The sequence below is a fragment of the Herbaspirillum frisingense GSF30 genome (genome assembly GCF_000300975.2).
Lineage (GTDB): Bacteria > Pseudomonadota > Gammaproteobacteria > Burkholderiales > Burkholderiaceae_D > Herbaspirillum > Herbaspirillum frisingense.
Genome location: NZ_AEEC02000001.1, coordinates 67,592 through 82,489, shown reverse-complemented (window position 1 = coordinate 82,489; position 14,898 = coordinate 67,592). Strand labels below are relative to the sequence as shown.

Here is a 14,898-nt window from a genome sequence, read left to right as displayed (position 1 = left end):
GCCGCCCAGTCGGCAATATGGCTGTCATCGGGAAATGGATTGCGGCACCGGCGCTCCCCTGCGCCGGTCACATCCTTCACGTTTCACACACGCAGTCTGCGCGATAGGACAAGCTCAGCGATAATTTGTTTCCAGGCCGCGAGGATAACATTGCATAGCAGGCACCCGCGTCCGGTGCAAATTTTCCAGCGACCTCCCCCTATCGAAAGGAACACCATGCGTACCCTCCTCCATCGCCTCTGCGTCGCGCTCATCGGTCTGTCGGCCTGCATGGCCGCCCTGTCGCCGGCCTCGGCCCAGGGCGTCTATGACGACTGGTCCTCGGTCAAGGCGCCGGCTGCGCCGGCACTGTCGCACATCACAGTGGACCCTTCCACCACCGCCCTGCTGGTGCTGGACCTGGCACGCCAGACCTGCCATCCCGATACCCGTCCGCGCTGCGTGGCCATGCTGCCACGGGTAGCCAAGATGCTGGCGCTGGCGCGGGAGAAGAAGATCACCGTGATCCATACCCTGGGCGGTGCCAGCACACCGGCCGATGTCTGGCCCGAGGCTGCCATGCAGGCGGGCGAGCCGCTGTTCAAGTCCGGCCCCGACAAGTTCCTCAATACCGACCTGGAAAAGACCTTGCGTGACAAGGGCATCAAGACCGTCATCTGCATCGGTGCCGCAGCCCATGGGGCAGTACTGCATACGGCCTCCAGCGCAGCGCTGCGCGGCTTCGACGTGGTGGTGCCGGTGGACCTGATGGCCTCCGACACCCCCTATGCCGAGCAATATGCGGCCTGGCACCTGGTCAATGCGCCGCGCCTGGGCGAGCGCGTGAAACTGACCCAACTGAGCTGGATCAACTAGGCGAAAAAAATCCCGTCCGGCAGGGCCGTGACGGGATGGCAGCGCGACGGCCGCGCGGCCTATGCCGGCAGCAGCACGCGCTCGTTGCCGCGCAGGCGGAAACGTCCCACCAGGCCGGCCAGCTGGTCGGTCTGGTCGCGCAGGGAGTGGGCTGCGGCAGCCGCCTCCTCCACCAGCGCGGCATTCTGCTGGGTGCCTTCATCCATCTGCGTGACAGCATGGTTGATCTCGTCGATGCCGCGACTCTGTTCCCGGCTGGCCACCGCGATCTCGTTCATCAGGGTCGCCACGCGGGCCACCGAATCGACGATCTCGTGCATGGTCTTGCCGGCCTGGTCGACCAGGTCCGCGCCGGTGGCTACCTGCTGCACCGATCCTTCGATCAGTTCCTTGATCTCGCGCGCTGCCGCGGCCGAGCGCTGCGCCAGGCTGCGCACCTCGGTGGCCACCACCGCGAAACCGCGTCCCTGTTCACCGGCACGGGCCGCTTCCACGGCCGCATTGAGCGCCAGGATATTGGTCTGGAAGGCGATGCCGTCGATCACGCCGATGATGTCGGCGATGCGCGAGGAACCCAGGCGGATCTCGCCCATGGTCTGCACGACGCGGTCGACTACCTCGCCACCCTCGCTGGCCAGACGTGAGGACGTTGCCACCAGCTCGTTGGCCTGATGCGCGTGGTCGGCGTTCTGGCGCACGGTGGAGGTCAGTTCTTCCATGGCCGAGGCGGTCTCTTCCAGACTGGAAGCCTGCGATTCGGTGCGCGATGAGAGGTCGGCATTGCCGCTGGCGATTTCGCCGGAAGCGGTATTGATGATGGCGATACTGCGATGCACCTCGCCCACCATCGTGCCCAGGCTCTCGGTCATGTGGTTCAGCGCCAGCATCAGCTGGCCGGTCTCGTCACGGCCGTGCACCTTGACCTGACCGGTCAGGTCATTGTCGGCCACGCGACGTGCCAGCTGCAGGGCCTCGACCAGGGGTCCCGCCACCACCCGGGCGATGGTCACGGCCAGTATCAGGCCGATCAGGATGCCGGCGGCCAGCACGCCGATGATCCAGTTCTGCGAGGTGTTGTAGACGCGGTCAGCCTCGGTGTTGGCGGCTTCCTTTTGCTCGATGTTGGCCAGGCGCAGGGTCGAGAACTGCTTTTCGATGGCGCGATAGGCCTTCAGCGAGTCACCCTTGGTCAGCGCCAGCGCCTCTTCCTTGTGATTGTCGTGGGACAGCGCGATGATCTTCTTGTGCTCGACCAGATAGGTGGCCAGGGTCTTGCTGAGCTGGTCGAAGGTGCTGGCCTGCTCCGGGGTGAGGTCGAGCTTGCGGTATTGCTCTTCCAGGCTGCTGAATTCCTTGTAGCGGTCGGCCAGTGCCTTTTCCAGCGTCGCCATGGTTTCCTGGTTGCCCAGGATGTGCTGGAACTCGGTGGAGCGCACCCGCACCAGCGTGCGTTCCAGCATCAGGCTGATGCGTATGCTGGGTTCCCACTTGTGGGCGATTTCGGTGGCCGTGTCATTGACCTTGTCCATCTGATACAGCGAGAAGATGCCAAGCGCCGTCATCAGCCCCAGCACCGTGACGAAGGAGAGCAACAGCTTGGTTGCGATCTTCCTGTCCATGAACCATTTCATTGTGATATCCCTTTCCTGTCCAACCCCACCAATCGGTCACGGAGAAAATCCGAAGGCCTGAGAAGATTGGCTTTTCGATATTTCCTCTTGCGCAAAACAAAAGGACCCAGCCCGTGTCACGGACTGGGTCCCGGAGGGGCCGCCCGAGCGGCCGGCCCTCCATGTCGGCAGACTCAGGCGAAGTCGAACAACTGCGCCGCTGTCTTGCCGGTGATGAGACGACGGTCCTGCTCATCGCTCACCAGATCCTCGAATCGCCGCCAGCTGTCGGCATAGTCGGTCATGCTCTCGTGCTGGGTATGCGGCCAGTCGCTGCCCCAGAGCAGGCGCTCCGGCCCCAGATGCTGGCGCAACAGCGGCCAGGCCTGACGCGCAAAATGCGCACCACCCTCACTGCCGCCATTGCGGTATTGCGCCGACAGCTTCACCCACACCAGGCGCGAAGCACCGGTGGAGAGCAGGTACCGGAAACCTGGATCGTCCACGCCCAGGGCCGGATCGACCCGGCCGAAATGATCCACCACGACCTTCATGCCCAGTTCCAGCAAGGGCTCCAGCACCTGCGGCAGGTCCACCGCCTCGCGATGGATCTCGACCTGCCAGCCCAGTTGCGCGATATGCCGCAGGGTGTCGCGCCAGGCGCCTTTGAAATCCGGCAGCGGTGCGCCTCCCACCAGGTTGAAACGCACGCCGACCACGCCCCCTTGCTGCAAGGCCAGCAGGGCTTGCTCGCCGATATCGGGCTCGACCATGGCGATGCCGCGCAGACGATCCGGTGCGCGGGCGATGGCCTGCAGCATGTAGCTGTTGTCGCTGCCCAGGAAACTCGGCTGCACCAGCACGCCGTGACTCATGCCCAGGGCATCCAGCCGGGCCAGGTATTCGTCCACGGTGATGTCGTAGGCCGGGGTGTAGCGACGGCCATCAGCCATCGGCAGGCCACGCGCAAACACGTGCGCGTGGGTGTCGATGCGCAGGCCGGTGGTGCTGGCCGCTTTGCTCATGCTGCCGTTTCCATGCTGCGGCCCTTGGTTTCAGGGAGCATCAGCACGGCCACCACCACCAGCGAATAGGCGATGGCGGCATCGATGCCGATGGCCTGGCCCAGCGGCATCGAGTCACTCATGTGACCCACCAGCACCGGGAAGCCGGCCGAGGCCACGCGACCGAAGTTGTAGCAGAAACCGACCCCGGTGCCGCGGATGCCGCTCGGATACAGTTCGTTGAACAGCGCACCCAGGCTGGCCGGAATACCGGCTGCAAAGAAGCCCAACGGGAAACCGCAGACCAGCATCTGCGTGTCGGTCAGCGGCAGGAAGATGTAGCACAGCACGGTCAGCACGCAGCAGATGGCAAACGAAGCCACGGTACGACGGCGACCGATGCGGTCGAGCAATTGCGAACTGGCGATGCAACCACACCAGAAGGCGACGATGATGACCGCCAGATAGCCCCCGGTGGAGAGCACCGACAGGTGCTTCTCGGTCTTGAGGTAGGTCGGCAGCCAGGTCATCAGCGCGTAGTAACCACCATGGGCGCCGACCCCCAGCAGACTGCCGATAATGGTCAGGCGCAGCACGTCGGGGCGGAAGATGCCCAGCAGGGTGCTGGCTGCAGGCTTGCCGGCAGCGGCCTTGCGGCCGGCCAGGAAGGCATCGGTTTCCGGCACCGAACGGCGCACGTACACCACCAGCAGTGCCGGCAACAGACCGATGACGAACATCACGCGCCAGGCCATTTCCTGCGGCAGCAGCGAGAACAGCACCGAGAACAGCAACACCGCGCCGCCCCAGCCCACGGCCCAGGCGCTTTGCACCGTGCCCATGGCCTTGCCGCGATGTTCGGCGCGGATGGTCTCGGCCATCAGCACGGCACCGGCCGCCCATTCGCCGCCGAAGCCAAAACCTTGCAAGGCCTTCAACACCAGCAGTTGCGGATAGCTCTGGGCAAAGGCGCTCAGGAAGGTGAACAGCGAAAACCAGATGATGGTGATCTGCAGTGTCTTGACGCGGCCGTAACGGTCCGACAGGGCGCCGGCAAACCAGCCGCCGATGGCCGAGGCCACCAGCGTGGCGCCGCTGATCAGGCCGGCATCGGCCTTGCTGAGGGAAAAGGCCGCGATCAGCGCCGGAATGGCCAGGCTGAACATCTGCACGTCCAGCGCATCCAGCGCCCATCCGCTGAAGCAGGCCCAGAAGGTCTTGCGTTCCTTGGCAGTCACCTGCCGATACCATGAAAACATTGTCTCGTCCTCTAAGCTGAAGGCGCGCAACCGGTGCGATCCCCTCCCGGCAATGGCTGGGGAGGGATGAACGGAAGCGCGAAGCTGATTGAATTATCTCATTGATTACTCATATAGACATATATATGAGTTGGCGTAAGATAACACAGGCAAATGGCCTCAACAATCCTCATCCGCTCGTGGTGCAATCTCTCCTGGCAGGCCGCATCGGGTAGCTGTCATGGGATGCAGGCATGATCTGCGTGACGCGGCCGCAAGACAATGCCGGGGGCACTGTACCTGCCAGGGCTGGGCTGCACTGTTCACCCCGCCGTTGTGGGCAAGCCGCGCCACGGGTAGACTGAGCCCCTTTCATCCATGCAAGGCCAGTTCCACCATGCCTGACCAGTCCGTCGATGGGCGCCTGCCGCTTTATCTCCAGTTGCGCGACCTGTTGGCCGCGCAGATCCGCGCCCAGAAGTGGCAACCGGGTCAAGCCATTCCGTCGGAAGCGGAGCTCAGCCAGACCCATCAGATGGCAGTGGGTACGGTGCGCCGCGCCATCGAAACGCTCATCGCCGAAGGGCTGGTGGAGCGTACGCATGGCCGGGGGACCTTCGTGCGCAAGGCGCGCTTCGACAATTCCCTGTTCCGGTTCTTCCGTTTCGAATCCGCCGAGGGGCAACCGCTGGCGCCCAGGAGCGTCATCGTCGGGCGCAAGACCATCGAGGCGCCACGCCAGGTAGCCGAGGCCCTGCACCTCAAGCCCCATGCCCGGGTGATCGAACTGCTGCGCCTGCGCACGGTGGACGATCAACCGGTGCTGGCCGAGAACATCTATCTCTGCGCCCAGCGGTTCAAGGCCCTGGCCGACAAGGCGCCGGAAGATTTTGGCGACCTGCTCTATCCGCTGTATGAACGTGAATGCGGCCTGATCGTGGCCTCGGCCCGCGAGACCCTGACAGTGGAAACGGTGACGGCGGCGCAGGCGCGCCTGCTGGGCTTGAAGGAAAAGACGCCGGTAGTGGTGATCGAACGCATCGCCTTCGGTTCGGACGGAACACCGCTGGAGTGGCGGCAGTCCAGGGGGGCGGCGAGCAAGTTCAGGTATAGCGCGGAGATTCGCTAGCGGCAGCTGCCGGGGCTCTACTTGCGTCGACCCTGGGTCAGCCGGGCGACCCGTGGTTCCCGGATTTCCAGTATATGGGGCGGGCGCGCTACATCGTTCGTCCCGGCCCTTACCTCGGCCAGCAAATCCGGATGCTTGCGCAGCAGGCGCAGCAACAATACCAATGCGCGTGGTGGCTTGATCTTCCCGGCCTCGTAACGGTTGAAGGCATTGATGCCGCCGCCGAACAGCAGGCTGGCTTCGCGCTGGCCCAACTGCAGGAGCTCGCGCGCCTCGGTGATCTCGGCAGGATCGATGAGGCCGGCATTGACCTCCTTGTTGAAAGCCAGTGCCTCGGAAGAGACTCTTTCTTCCTCCGCAGGCAGGGGCAGGCATTCACCGCAGAGCGGGCAATAGTCACCTGTCACGCCCCCGATGAGGGTGGTCTCGCCCTTATAGGTATAGGGCAAGTCTCGGGTGGCGCGGACCATCTCGGCACCGCCGCAACTGGGACAGTTCATCTCATCTCTCCTTGAACGATACGATCAATACGTCATCCAGCACGGTCAGCTTGATGTACAGCACGCCATGACGGGTCAGCGGGCAGTACACGTCATGCCAGATCCGGTGATCCAGGTGGCTGGTCATGCTCTTGTAGAAATCACTGCTCTTGAGCGCTGCCACCACTGCGGTCATCTCCGATTCGTCCATGCCCAATGCTGCGGCGCCCAGGAGGGCCGTCGCAGTTTTGCGGATTCGCCCCTGGGCGAGCAGTGAATGGATTTGATACAGCTTGCGGTGAGGCGTGTGCTTTTCCATGTGCATGGTAACCATCCTGGTTACGCAAACCAAGGTGATATGGGCAAAAATTGTTCGAGAAAACTGCGCAACAAGGTCGGATACGACTGATGTATGCAGCCGGAGAGGTGGAGCGAAGGAGGGAGTGTGGTGCGACTTGTGCGGATTTCAGACAGATGGTTTGAAATCCTGAGGAGATCTCGTTTACTATCGTCACTCAGCCCGTCACTTCCCGCACCATGAATCTGAAGCGATCCATCACCCGCAAGTCCACTGCCCTCCCGGCGGCAGGCCTGCGCGCGTGCGGGCTGAATACCAAAAAACGGCATCTCCGCTGACGGGGATGTCACGTCCCGTCCGGCGGATCGCCTGGCGGGACTGGATCGCAGCAGCATTTCCCCTTTCAGACCTCGCCCGGCAGCGCCGGCGGAACGGCTTTCTTCAACCGTTCTTCCAGAGGTACTCATGCAAAACAGTTTTACCGGACTCCAGATAGCCGGCGCCTTTCCCGCCACCGCCGACAATGCGCTGCAGCTCTACGCCGACGCGCAGTACGCCAGTCCCTACGCCATGTCGGTCTTCGTGGCCCTGCGCGAGAAGCAGTTGCCCTTCACGTTGCAGACCGTGGATCTCGACGCCGCCGCCAACCTGGCACCGGCCTATGCCGAGCTGTCGCTGACGGCGCGCGTGCCGACGCTGCTGCACGGCACGCTGGCGCTATCGGAGTCCTCGGCCATCACCGAATACCTGGATGAGGTCTTCGCCGGCCCGCGGCTCTATCCGCAAGACCCCGCGCAGCGCGCACGGGCGCGACAGGTGCAGGCCTGGCTGCGTAGCGACCTGATGCCGATTCGTGAAGAGCGCAATACGCAGGTGCTGTTCTATGGCGCCAAGAAGGCGCCGCTGACGGCGGCGGGCCAGGCGGCGGCGTCGCGCCTGTTCCGCTTTGCCGAGAGCCTGTTGGCGCCGGGTGCGTCCAGTCTGTTCGATGGATGGAGCATTGCCGATACCGACCTGGCACTGATGCTCAACCGGCTGGCCCTGCACGGTGACCCGGTGCCAGAGGCCCTGCTCCGTTACGCGCAGGTCCAGTGGCAACGGCCGGCCGTGCAGGAATGGGTAGCGTTGCAGCGTCCGCCATTGGCAAGTTGATCCGGGCTTGCGGGTCTCATGACCTATGAAAAAGGGGCGGCGCCTCTCGACGCCGCCCCTGTCCCACTCTCGCCTGCGATACCGTCAGGCCAGCGCCTGCGCGCGCGGTCGAGCCAACGCAAACACCACCGCCACGGCGACCAGATCGAACACCGCCAGCAGCACAAACAGCGGGCCATAGCCGATCTGCGTGACCAGGATGCCAAACAGCAGGGTGAACAAGGTCGCCCCCAGGTAACCGCTCATGCCGGTCAAGCCAGTGGCGGTCGCCACCTGGTTGCGGGTGAAGACGTCGGAAGTGATCGAATACAGCGCACCCGACAGCGTCTGGTGGGCGAAACCACCAATGGACAGCAGCGCGATAGCCACATAGGGACTATCCACGAAGCCCACACAGGCCGGCCCGATCATGGCCAGGCTGCCCACCAGCATGACCAGCTTGCGCGAGGTGAACAAGGACACATTGAGATGCTTGTGGAAGAACGGGCTCAGGTAGCCACCCAGCACGCAACCGATGTCGGCGGCCAGGAAAGGCAACCAGGCGAACATGGCGATTTCCTTGATGTTCATGTGGCGCTCGGTCGCCATGTACAGCGGAATCCAGGCATTGAAGGTCTGCCAGGCCGGCTCCGACAGGAAGCGCGGAACGGCGATCGACCAGAAGTTGCGGCTGCGCACGATGAGCGTCCAGCTCTCGCGCTGCACCTTCTCGGGCGATTTTTCCTGGCCGTCCAGGATGTAGGCACGTTCTTCCGGCGACAGCAGCTTCTGATCCCGCGGGTTCTTGTAGAACAGCATCCACAGCACGAACCAGATCACCCCCAGCACGCCCACCACCACGAAGGACATCCGCCATCCGCCGTGCAGGATGGTCCACACCACCAGTGGCGGCGCGCACAGGGCGCCGATGGAGGAACCGATGTTGAACCAGCCGATGGCCACCGAGCGCTCCTTGGCCGGGAACCACTCGGTGGAAGCCTTCACCCCGCCCGGGATGCCAGCCGCCTCGGTCACGCCCAGCAGCGCCCGGAAGAAGGCCAGGCTCTGCCAGCCGGTGGCCATGGCAGCGGCGGCGCACACCAGCGACCAGGCCAGCGCGAAGATGCCGAAACCGATCTTGGTCCCCACCGCATCAAGGATGTAGCCCGCCACCGGCTGCATGAGGGCATAGCAGATCTGCCACGACACCACGATGTAGGAATACTGCTGGGTGCTCATGTCCAGCTCTTTCATCATGGTCGGTGCGGCCACCGACAGCGTATTGCGGGCCAGGTAATTGACGATCAGGGCCAGGGTCACCAGGGTGACCATGTACCAGCGGATTCCTCTTACGTACTTCATGGCGTCTCCAAAAGGATTTTTATTCAAATGGGCAGTACTGCAGCAGGCCGTCCCTGCTGCGCGCGACGCCGGACAGGCCGGACGACGGTGGATGACGCGCAGGGATACAGTCCCGGCCGTCCTGAGGACGGGCGGAGGCTTGAGAAGGCTAGGCAGGTCTTGGTTTCATACCGGTCTCCACACTGGCTGCTGTTGTCTTTTTTATGGTTGCAATTATACGATGTCGTATAAGTTAAAGCGCAATTAGTCCGACTAATTTCGAATGCAGGTGGACAACTTTAATGATCGACGTCCATGAAGTCAACCGGATTCGCGCCACTTCCCAGCCTGGAAGCGCTTTTTAATGCGGTTTTCCGCTCGGTTGCACGAATTGCAACAGCTTTTGGCCGCGCTGGCTTGCACAGCCCGGGCGAGTCCTTCATAGTGTCCGGAGAAGAACTCAACGGCAGCAGTCATCGTACATGTCAGAATCCCGCACACCGCCGCCCCCTGCTCCAACGCCAGCGCCCGGCCAGCTCAGCCGCTCCGAACATATCTGCAAGCAGATCATCGCCGCCATTCTGCGCGGCGAACTGGGCGAGAACCGCCGCCTGCCGACCGAGGTGGAACTGGCGCAGCGCTACCAGGCCTCCCGCACCACGGTGCGGGAGGCGCTGTCGCGGCTGCGCTCGGAGGGCATCGTGGTATCGCGCCGCGGCTCCGGCAACTATGTGCAGCGCCTGCCGTCCCTGCAAAACAGCGTACCGGCGCAGATCGCCAGCATCCACGACATGGAGCGCTACTACGCCTTTCGGGAATGCGTGGAAGTGGGCGCGGCCGGCATCGCCGCCCTGGCGCGTCAGGAAGACGACGTGCGCCTGATGCACGCCTGCTTGCAAGCTCTGCGCAGTGCGCAACTGAAGGGGCAGACAGGGGTCGAGGAAGACCTGGCGCTGCACATGGCCATCGCCCGCGCCAGCCGCAACCCCTTCTTCATCTCCACCATCGAGCATGCGCTGGGACCGATACGCCAGTGCATGGAGCTGGCCCGGAATCTGGGCTCGCCCCAGGACAGTGTGCGCATCCAGACCATCGACGATGAGCACCAGGCCATTGTCCAGGCCATCGCCGAGGGTTCGCGCGAACGGGCCGAAGCGGCCATGCGCGGACATATCGGCCTGGCGCGGCTGCGCATCTTCGAGGGTGGCTGATCGACGCCAGGCATCGCCAAAAGCGAGCCAAGAAAAACAAAAGGACCGGAATTGTCCCGGTCCTTTTGTTCAGGCAAACCTGGCGCGTCCTATGTCCGCCCTCGCCTACTGCGGATTCTGGATCGCCTGCGGCAGGTCGCGGCCGTGGTATTTCTTGTAGATGGCATTGAGCTTGCCGTTCTTCTGGTTGGTCCGCACCCAGTTGTCGATCCATTCCTTCAGGCGCGGCTGGTTCTTGTTCATGGCGATGCCCAGGTCGAAGGCCTTCTGCTCGAATTTCATTTCCAGGTTCTTGTCCGCTGCCTTCTTCTGCATCTCCTGCAGGTTGGACGGCGTGCTGGAGAACAGGTCGATCTGACCGGTCACCATCGAGGTGATCAGGGTGGCGTCGTCTTCATAGCGCACTACCTCGGCGCCTTTGGCGTTCTGCGTGGTCAGGGTGTCATTGGGGGTGGCGCGGGTGACGCCGACGCGCTTGCCGGCAAGGCCGGCGTAGTCCTTCACGGCCATACTCCGTGGACCACCGATGATGAGACTGATGACCGCATAGGGTACCGAGAAATCAATGACCTTCTGCCGCTCCGGCGTGATCGACAGCGAGCCCACCACGATGTCGGCGCGATTGGCCTGCAGGGTTGGCACGCGGGCGGCATTGGTGACGCCGGCCAGCTCCAGCTGCACGCCGAGGTCTTGTGCCAGCAGGCGCGCGGCGTCGACATCGGAGCCGGCCAGTTGCAGCTTGTCGTCGGTGAAACCGAACAAGGGTGTGCTGATGGTGGTGGCAATGCGGATCTTGCCGGCCTTGCGGATATCGTCCAGCTGGTCGGCCAGTGCGCTCTAGGTGGCCAGGCCGAGCAAGACAAGGGCCATGGTGGTGCGGGTCCAGCGGGGGAAGGATGGCAGGGGCATGTTGAGTCTCCGTTATAGATATGGGTGAAGCAGCAAGGGACGCCGTTGGGCTACAGGTCGGCAGCCAGGAAAGCCTTCAGTTCGGGGGTATGGGGATGGTCCAGCATCTCGCCGGGGCCGACTTCCCAGACCCGGCCCTGATGCATGTAGATGATGCGGTCGGCCACGCGCTTGGCGAAGTTCATCTCGTGCGTCACCAGCAGCATGGTCATGCCGTTGGCGGCCAGGTCTTCCATCACGCGCAGCACTTCACCGGTCAGTTGCGGGTCCAGCGCCGAGGTCACCTCGTCGAACAGCATTACCTTGGGCGACATCGCCAGCGAGCGCGCAATGGCCACGCGCTGTTGCTGACCACCAGAGAGTTGCTCGGGATAGGCTGCGGCCTTTTCGTCCAGCCCGACCTGGGCCAGCGCCGCCAGCGCCACGCGCCGCGCCTCGGCCTTGTCCTGCTGCTTGACGTGGCGCAGGGCCAGCATCACGTTCTCCAGCACGTTCAGGTGAGGGAACAGGTTGTAGCTCTGGAAGACGATGCCCACCTCGCGGCGCAGGCGATGCAGGTCCACCTGCGGATCATCGACACGGATGCCGACCACCTCGATGCTGCCGGAGTCGATGGTCTCCAGCCGGTCGATGCAGCGCAGCGCCGTGCTCTTGCCCGAGCGGGAGGCGCCGATGATGGCGATCATTTCGCCGCGCGCGACCTCGAAGGACACCCCCTTCAGGACCTGGTTGTCGCCGAAGCTCTTGTAGACCTGATCAAGCCTGACGATGACGGGCTGCACCTCCTGGGCGGGCGCCACGGGACGCAGGTGCGTCACCGTCTCCGGATTAACGATTGCCGACATTGAGTTTTCTCTCCATGGATGCGCTCCAGCGCGATAAGGGATAGCAGAGCAGGAAATAGAAGGTTCCGACCAGCACGAATACCAGGAAGGGCTGGAAGATCGAGTTGTTGATGATCTGCCCGGCATGCGTGAGCTCGACGAAACCGATCACCGAGGCCAGCGAGGTCATCTTGATCAGCTGCACCAGGAAGCCGATGGTGGGTGGCAGCGACAAACGAACCGCCTGCGGGATGATGACCAGGCGCAGTGTCTGCCAGCGCGTCAGCGAGAGGCATTCGGAAGCCTCCCACTGCGGCCGTGGCATGGCCTCCACGCAGCCGCGCCAGATGTCGCCCAGATAGGCGCTGGCATAGATCATCATGGCGATGCTGGCCGCCACCAGCGCCGGCAGCACCAGGCCGTAGACCGACAAGCCGAAGTAGACGATGAACAGCAGGATCAGCAGGGGAATGCCCTGTATGCACTCAATGAAGAGCAAGGCGGGGCGCCGCAGCCAGGCCCGAGGCGAGATGCGCGCCAGCATCAAGAGGAAACCGCCGACACCGCCCAGCACGAAGGCCAGCGCCGAGAGCACCAGGGTCCAGCCGATGGACTGCACCAGATAAAAGAAGTAGGTCCAGGTAAAGCCGCCCATCATGAGACCCTCCCACCGGTGCGGGCGCGCAGGCGTACGGCCGCATGCACGTAGGGTGTGTGGACCAGTGGCGCCGTGCCGGGCGGATCGTTCACCGGGCTACGCCGGCCCTGGGCCGCGGCGCGACGCAGGGTGCGGCGACGCTTGAAGATGGTCTCGCCCACGGCATAGGCGATCAGCTTGACCAGCACTGCCAGCAGCAGGTACAGCAGCGCCACCACGATATAGGTCTCCAGCGAACGGAAGGTATCGGACTGCACGGTATTGGCGATGGCCGTCAACTCTTCCGCCGAGATCTGCGAGGCCATCGCCGAGGCCTGCATCATCAGCAGGAACTGGCTGGTCAGTGCCGGATAGACGCGCTCGATGGCCGGCTGCAGCATCACGTGCCAGCGGATGCGCCAGGTCGACAGGCCCAGGCATTGCGCCGCCTCGATCTGGCCACGCGGCACGGAATCGATGCCGGCGCGGATGATCTCGGCCGCATAGGCGGCGATGTTGACCACCATCGCCAGGGTGGCCGCCGCGAAGGTCGGCATGCGCACGCCCAGGCTGGCCAGGCCGAAGTACAAGAGGAATATCTGTACCAGGAAGGGCGTATTGCGCACCACCTCGATATAGGCGCTGCACAGCTGGGCGAGGATGCGATTGCGGCTGTTCTTGGCGAACGCGACGAAGATGCCCACGCTCACTCCGGCAATGACGGCCACGCTGGTCATCCTTAGCGTCAGCCAGGCGCCGCGCAGGAATACCGGCCAATAGGGGGCGAGGGGCGAGAAATCCAGAGAAAAGTTCATGGCTGCCGGTCCATCAAGGTGGAAGGAAACCGGACATCGGTGCGACGCGTGCGCGATCCTGCTGCGTGCGGGCGGCCCGGTGTACCGGGTGCTGCCTTGCTGCGATTCAGGTCAAGCTGCTGCTCAAACGCTTACATGCGGGACGGGCCGGCGCGCACTGGAGCGACGCGCTGCACATCGAGTGCTTTCAGGTCTGGCGGGTGAAGGACTTCACGCCGCCGGGGAGGTACTACGCTACTGCGATGACTGGGTACTGCCTTGCTACCGGGACAGGACAGAGAAACCTGGCCTGCCGCTCAGCCGACCAGGGGATCGAACGGACCGGCGGCCGTGAAGGCACCACCCTGCAGGGTCGCCACCGGATCATCCGGGGCCGGCTGCGGCTGGGCTTCCACCTTGGCACGAAAGATCTCGGAACTGTCCTTGGGCGCATAGCCCAGATGGGCTGCGTAACGGTTGTCCCACCAGGTGTGCGCATTGGCCGACATGCCATAGACCACGGTATGACCAACGTTCGGGGTGAACAGCGAGCGGCGCAAAAGCTGCTCGAAATCGTCCATGCTCATCCAGCTGGCCAGCATGCGGCGATTGGTCGCCTCGGGGAAGATCGAACCGATGCGGATGCTCACCGTCTCCACGCCATAGCGGTCGAAGTAGAACTGCGCCATGTCTTCGCCATAGGACTTGGACAGCCCGTAATAACCGTCGGGACGACGCAAATCATGCGCATCGATGCGCTGGTCCTGACGATAGAAGCCGGTGACGTGGTTGGAACTGGCGAAGATGACCCGCTTGACGCCATGGCGGCGTGCCGCTTCATAGATGTGGAAGACGCCCTTGATGTTGGCTTCCAGGATTTCCTCGAAGGGCCGTTCCACCGACACCCCGCCCAGGTGGATGATGGCCTCGCAGCCGGCCACCATGGCATCGACTGCAACACGGTCGGCCAGGTCGCACCCCAGTACCTGCTCGTGGGGCGCTGCCGGGCCGGCCGCCTCCATGGCGCTGGCGAGATCGGCCAGTCGCACGCTGTCGGCAAAGGATGCCAGGCGCGGGCGCAACTGCTTGCCCACGCCACCGGCCGCGCCGGTCAGCAACAGGCGGGAAAAGCGTGCGGTCTGCCACGCATCGCGATCGGAATCTGCGCTCATGCGGGCTGTCTCCTGATGGTTGCTCATCGTTGTTGTTGTGGAATCGGGTTCAACGGCGACATCGCGGACAAGATGCCATCGTTGCAAACGATCTTGTACGTTGTCGTATCACTTGCGGATTATTCCCGCCGGGCGAGGCCTTGTCAAATGGATTTATATGGCGAACAAGGCGCGTCAAAAGCGCGACAGTGTAGGCAATTCTCACGGGAAAATCACACGATATATCCTCTATCTCTCAACAAAACAACGTTAACTCGCATCAAATG

15 protein-coding genes are annotated in these 14,898 nt (G+C 63.4%); 4 read left to right on the top strand and 11 right to left on the bottom strand.

The window, feature by feature from the left end:
* Positions 1-216 precede the first annotated feature (216 nt).
* Complete coding sequence (locus tag HFRIS_RS00360; RefSeq protein ID WP_006461194.1) at positions 217-855, top strand: cysteine hydrolase family protein; 639 nt, start codon at positions 217-219, stop codon at positions 853-855.
* 59 nt (positions 856-914) lie between these two features.
* Here the strand turns inward: HFRIS_RS00360 and HFRIS_RS25905 are convergent, their stop codons facing one another.
* The 3 genes from HFRIS_RS25905 to HFRIS_RS00345 form a co-directional block, all read right to left on the bottom strand.
* Positions 915-2,486 carry a methyl-accepting chemotaxis protein gene (locus HFRIS_RS25905; RefSeq protein ID WP_039873720.1) on the bottom strand — a complete coding sequence of 524 codons (1,572 nt, stop codon included), beginning with the start codon at positions 2,484-2,486 and terminating at the stop codon, positions 915-917.
* Positions 2,487-2,659: 173 nt separating this feature from the next.
* On the bottom strand, positions 2,660-3,490 hold the full coding sequence (locus HFRIS_RS00350; protein WP_006461192.1) for an amidohydrolase family protein: 831 nt from the start codon (positions 3,488-3,490) through the stop codon (positions 2,660-2,662).
* Positions 3,487-4,728: an MFS transporter gene (locus HFRIS_RS00345; RefSeq protein ID WP_006461191.1), complete on the bottom strand. Its 1,242-nt coding sequence runs from the start codon at positions 4,726-4,728 to the stop codon at positions 3,487-3,489. Before HFRIS_RS00345 ends, HFRIS_RS00350 begins: the two co-directional genes overlap by 4 nt.
* 376 nt (positions 4,729-5,104) lie before the next feature.
* Here HFRIS_RS00345 and HFRIS_RS00340 point away from each other — a divergent pair, with 376 nt between their 5' ends.
* Positions 5,105-5,836 carry a GntR family transcriptional regulator gene (locus tag HFRIS_RS00340; RefSeq protein ID WP_006461190.1) on the top strand — a complete coding sequence of 244 codons (732 nt, stop codon included), beginning with the start codon at positions 5,105-5,107 and terminating at the stop codon, positions 5,834-5,836.
* Positions 5,837-5,853: 17 nt separating this feature from the next.
* Here the strand turns inward: HFRIS_RS00340 and HFRIS_RS00335 are convergent, their stop codons facing one another.
* Both HFRIS_RS00335 and HFRIS_RS00330 read right to left on the bottom strand, forming a co-directional pair.
* Entirely contained in the window at positions 5,854-6,336 is a 483-nt protein-coding gene (locus tag HFRIS_RS00335) for a type II TA system antitoxin MqsA family protein (protein ID WP_006461189.1), read from the bottom strand.
* Between the two features lies 1 nt (position 6,337).
* On the bottom strand, positions 6,338-6,634 hold the full coding sequence (locus tag HFRIS_RS00330; RefSeq protein WP_039873860.1) for a type II toxin-antitoxin system MqsR family toxin: 297 nt from the start codon (positions 6,632-6,634) through the stop codon (positions 6,338-6,340).
* Positions 6,635-7,078: 444 nt separating this feature from the next.
* Here HFRIS_RS00330 and yfcF point away from each other — a divergent pair, with 444 nt between their 5' ends.
* Positions 7,079-7,765 (top strand): glutathione transferase, encoded by a 687-nt coding sequence (gene yfcF / locus HFRIS_RS00325; protein ID WP_006461187.1) that lies wholly within the window; start codon positions 7,079-7,081, stop codon positions 7,763-7,765.
* 84 nt (positions 7,766-7,849) lie between these two features.
* On the opposite strand, the gene HFRIS_RS00320 is transcribed toward yfcF, so the two are convergent.
* The gene (locus HFRIS_RS00320) at positions 7,850-9,106 is read right to left on the bottom strand and encodes an MFS transporter (protein WP_039873717.1); all 1,257 of its coding nucleotides are present in this window, start codon (positions 9,104-9,106) and stop codon (positions 7,850-7,852) included.
* 461 nt (positions 9,107-9,567) lie between these two features.
* On the opposite strand from HFRIS_RS00320, the gene HFRIS_RS00315 reads away from it, so the two are divergent.
* On the top strand, positions 9,568-10,296 hold the full coding sequence (locus tag HFRIS_RS00315; RefSeq protein WP_006461185.1) for a FadR/GntR family transcriptional regulator: 729 nt from the start codon (positions 9,568-9,570) through the stop codon (positions 10,294-10,296).
* Positions 10,297-10,401: 105 nt separating this feature from the next.
* On the opposite strand, the gene HFRIS_RS00310 is transcribed toward HFRIS_RS00315, so the two are convergent.
* From HFRIS_RS00310 to HFRIS_RS00290, 5 genes are all read right to left on the bottom strand, one after another.
* Positions 10,402-11,127: a transporter substrate-binding domain-containing protein gene (locus tag HFRIS_RS00310; protein WP_244436240.1), complete on the bottom strand. Its 726-nt coding sequence runs from the start codon at positions 11,125-11,127 to the stop codon at positions 10,402-10,404.
* A 128-nt stretch (positions 11,128-11,255) separates the two neighbouring features.
* Positions 11,256-12,050 carry an amino acid ABC transporter ATP-binding protein gene (locus HFRIS_RS00305; protein WP_006461183.1) on the bottom strand — a complete coding sequence of 265 codons (795 nt, stop codon included), beginning with the start codon at positions 12,048-12,050 and terminating at the stop codon, positions 11,256-11,258.
* Positions 12,034-12,687 carry an amino acid ABC transporter permease gene (locus HFRIS_RS00300; protein ID WP_006461182.1) on the bottom strand — a complete coding sequence of 218 codons (654 nt, stop codon included), beginning with the start codon at positions 12,685-12,687 and terminating at the stop codon, positions 12,034-12,036. Before HFRIS_RS00300 ends, HFRIS_RS00305 begins: the two co-directional genes overlap by 17 nt.
* Entirely contained in the window at positions 12,684-13,481 is a 798-nt protein-coding gene (locus tag HFRIS_RS00295) for an amino acid ABC transporter permease (protein ID WP_006461181.1), read from the bottom strand. Before HFRIS_RS00295 ends, HFRIS_RS00300 begins: the two co-directional genes overlap by 4 nt.
* A 296-nt stretch (positions 13,482-13,777) precedes the next feature.
* Complete coding sequence (locus tag HFRIS_RS00290; protein ID WP_006461180.1) at positions 13,778-14,632, bottom strand: NAD-dependent epimerase/dehydratase family protein; 855 nt, start codon at positions 14,630-14,632, stop codon at positions 13,778-13,780.
* Between the last annotated feature and the right edge of the window lie 266 nt (positions 14,633-14,898).

Coding starts and splice junctions, on each gene's coding strand:
- HFRIS_RS00330 (WP_039873860.1), bottom strand. CDS start 6,634: ATGGAAAAGCACACGCCTCACCGCAAGCTGTATCAAATCCATTCACTG.
- HFRIS_RS00350 (WP_006461192.1), bottom strand. CDS start 3,490: ATGAGCAAAGCGGCCAGCACCACCGGCCTGCGCATCGACACCCACGCG.
- HFRIS_RS25905 (WP_039873720.1), bottom strand. CDS start 2,486: ATGAAATGGTTCATGGACAGGAAGATCGCAACCAAGCTGTTGCTCTCC.
- HFRIS_RS00315 (WP_006461185.1), top strand. CDS start 9,568: ATGTCAGAATCCCGCACACCGCCGCCCCCTGCTCCAACGCCAGCGCCC.
- HFRIS_RS00360 (WP_006461194.1), top strand. CDS start 217: ATGCGTACCCTCCTCCATCGCCTCTGCGTCGCGCTCATCGGTCTGTCG.
- HFRIS_RS00340 (WP_006461190.1), top strand. CDS start 5,105: ATGCCTGACCAGTCCGTCGATGGGCGCCTGCCGCTTTATCTCCAGTTG.
- HFRIS_RS00335 (WP_006461189.1), bottom strand. CDS start 6,336: ATGAACTGTCCCAGTTGCGGCGGTGCCGAGATGGTCCGCGCCACCCGA.
- HFRIS_RS00300 (WP_006461182.1), bottom strand. CDS start 12,687: ATGATGGGCGGCTTTACCTGGACCTACTTCTTTTATCTGGTGCAGTCC.
- HFRIS_RS00290 (WP_006461180.1), bottom strand. CDS start 14,632: ATGAGCGCAGATTCCGATCGCGATGCGTGGCAGACCGCACGCTTTTCC.
- yfcF (WP_006461187.1), top strand. CDS start 7,079: ATGCAAAACAGTTTTACCGGACTCCAGATAGCCGGCGCCTTTCCCGCC.
- HFRIS_RS00295 (WP_006461181.1), bottom strand. CDS start 13,481: ATGAACTTTTCTCTGGATTTCTCGCCCCTCGCCCCCTATTGGCCGGTA.
- HFRIS_RS00305 (WP_006461183.1), bottom strand. CDS start 12,050: ATGTCGGCAATCGTTAATCCGGAGACGGTGACGCACCTGCGTCCCGTG.
- HFRIS_RS00320 (WP_039873717.1), bottom strand. CDS start 9,106: ATGAAGTACGTAAGAGGAATCCGCTGGTACATGGTCACCCTGGTGACC.
- HFRIS_RS00345 (WP_006461191.1), bottom strand. CDS start 4,728: ATGTTTTCATGGTATCGGCAGGTGACTGCCAAGGAACGCAAGACCTTC.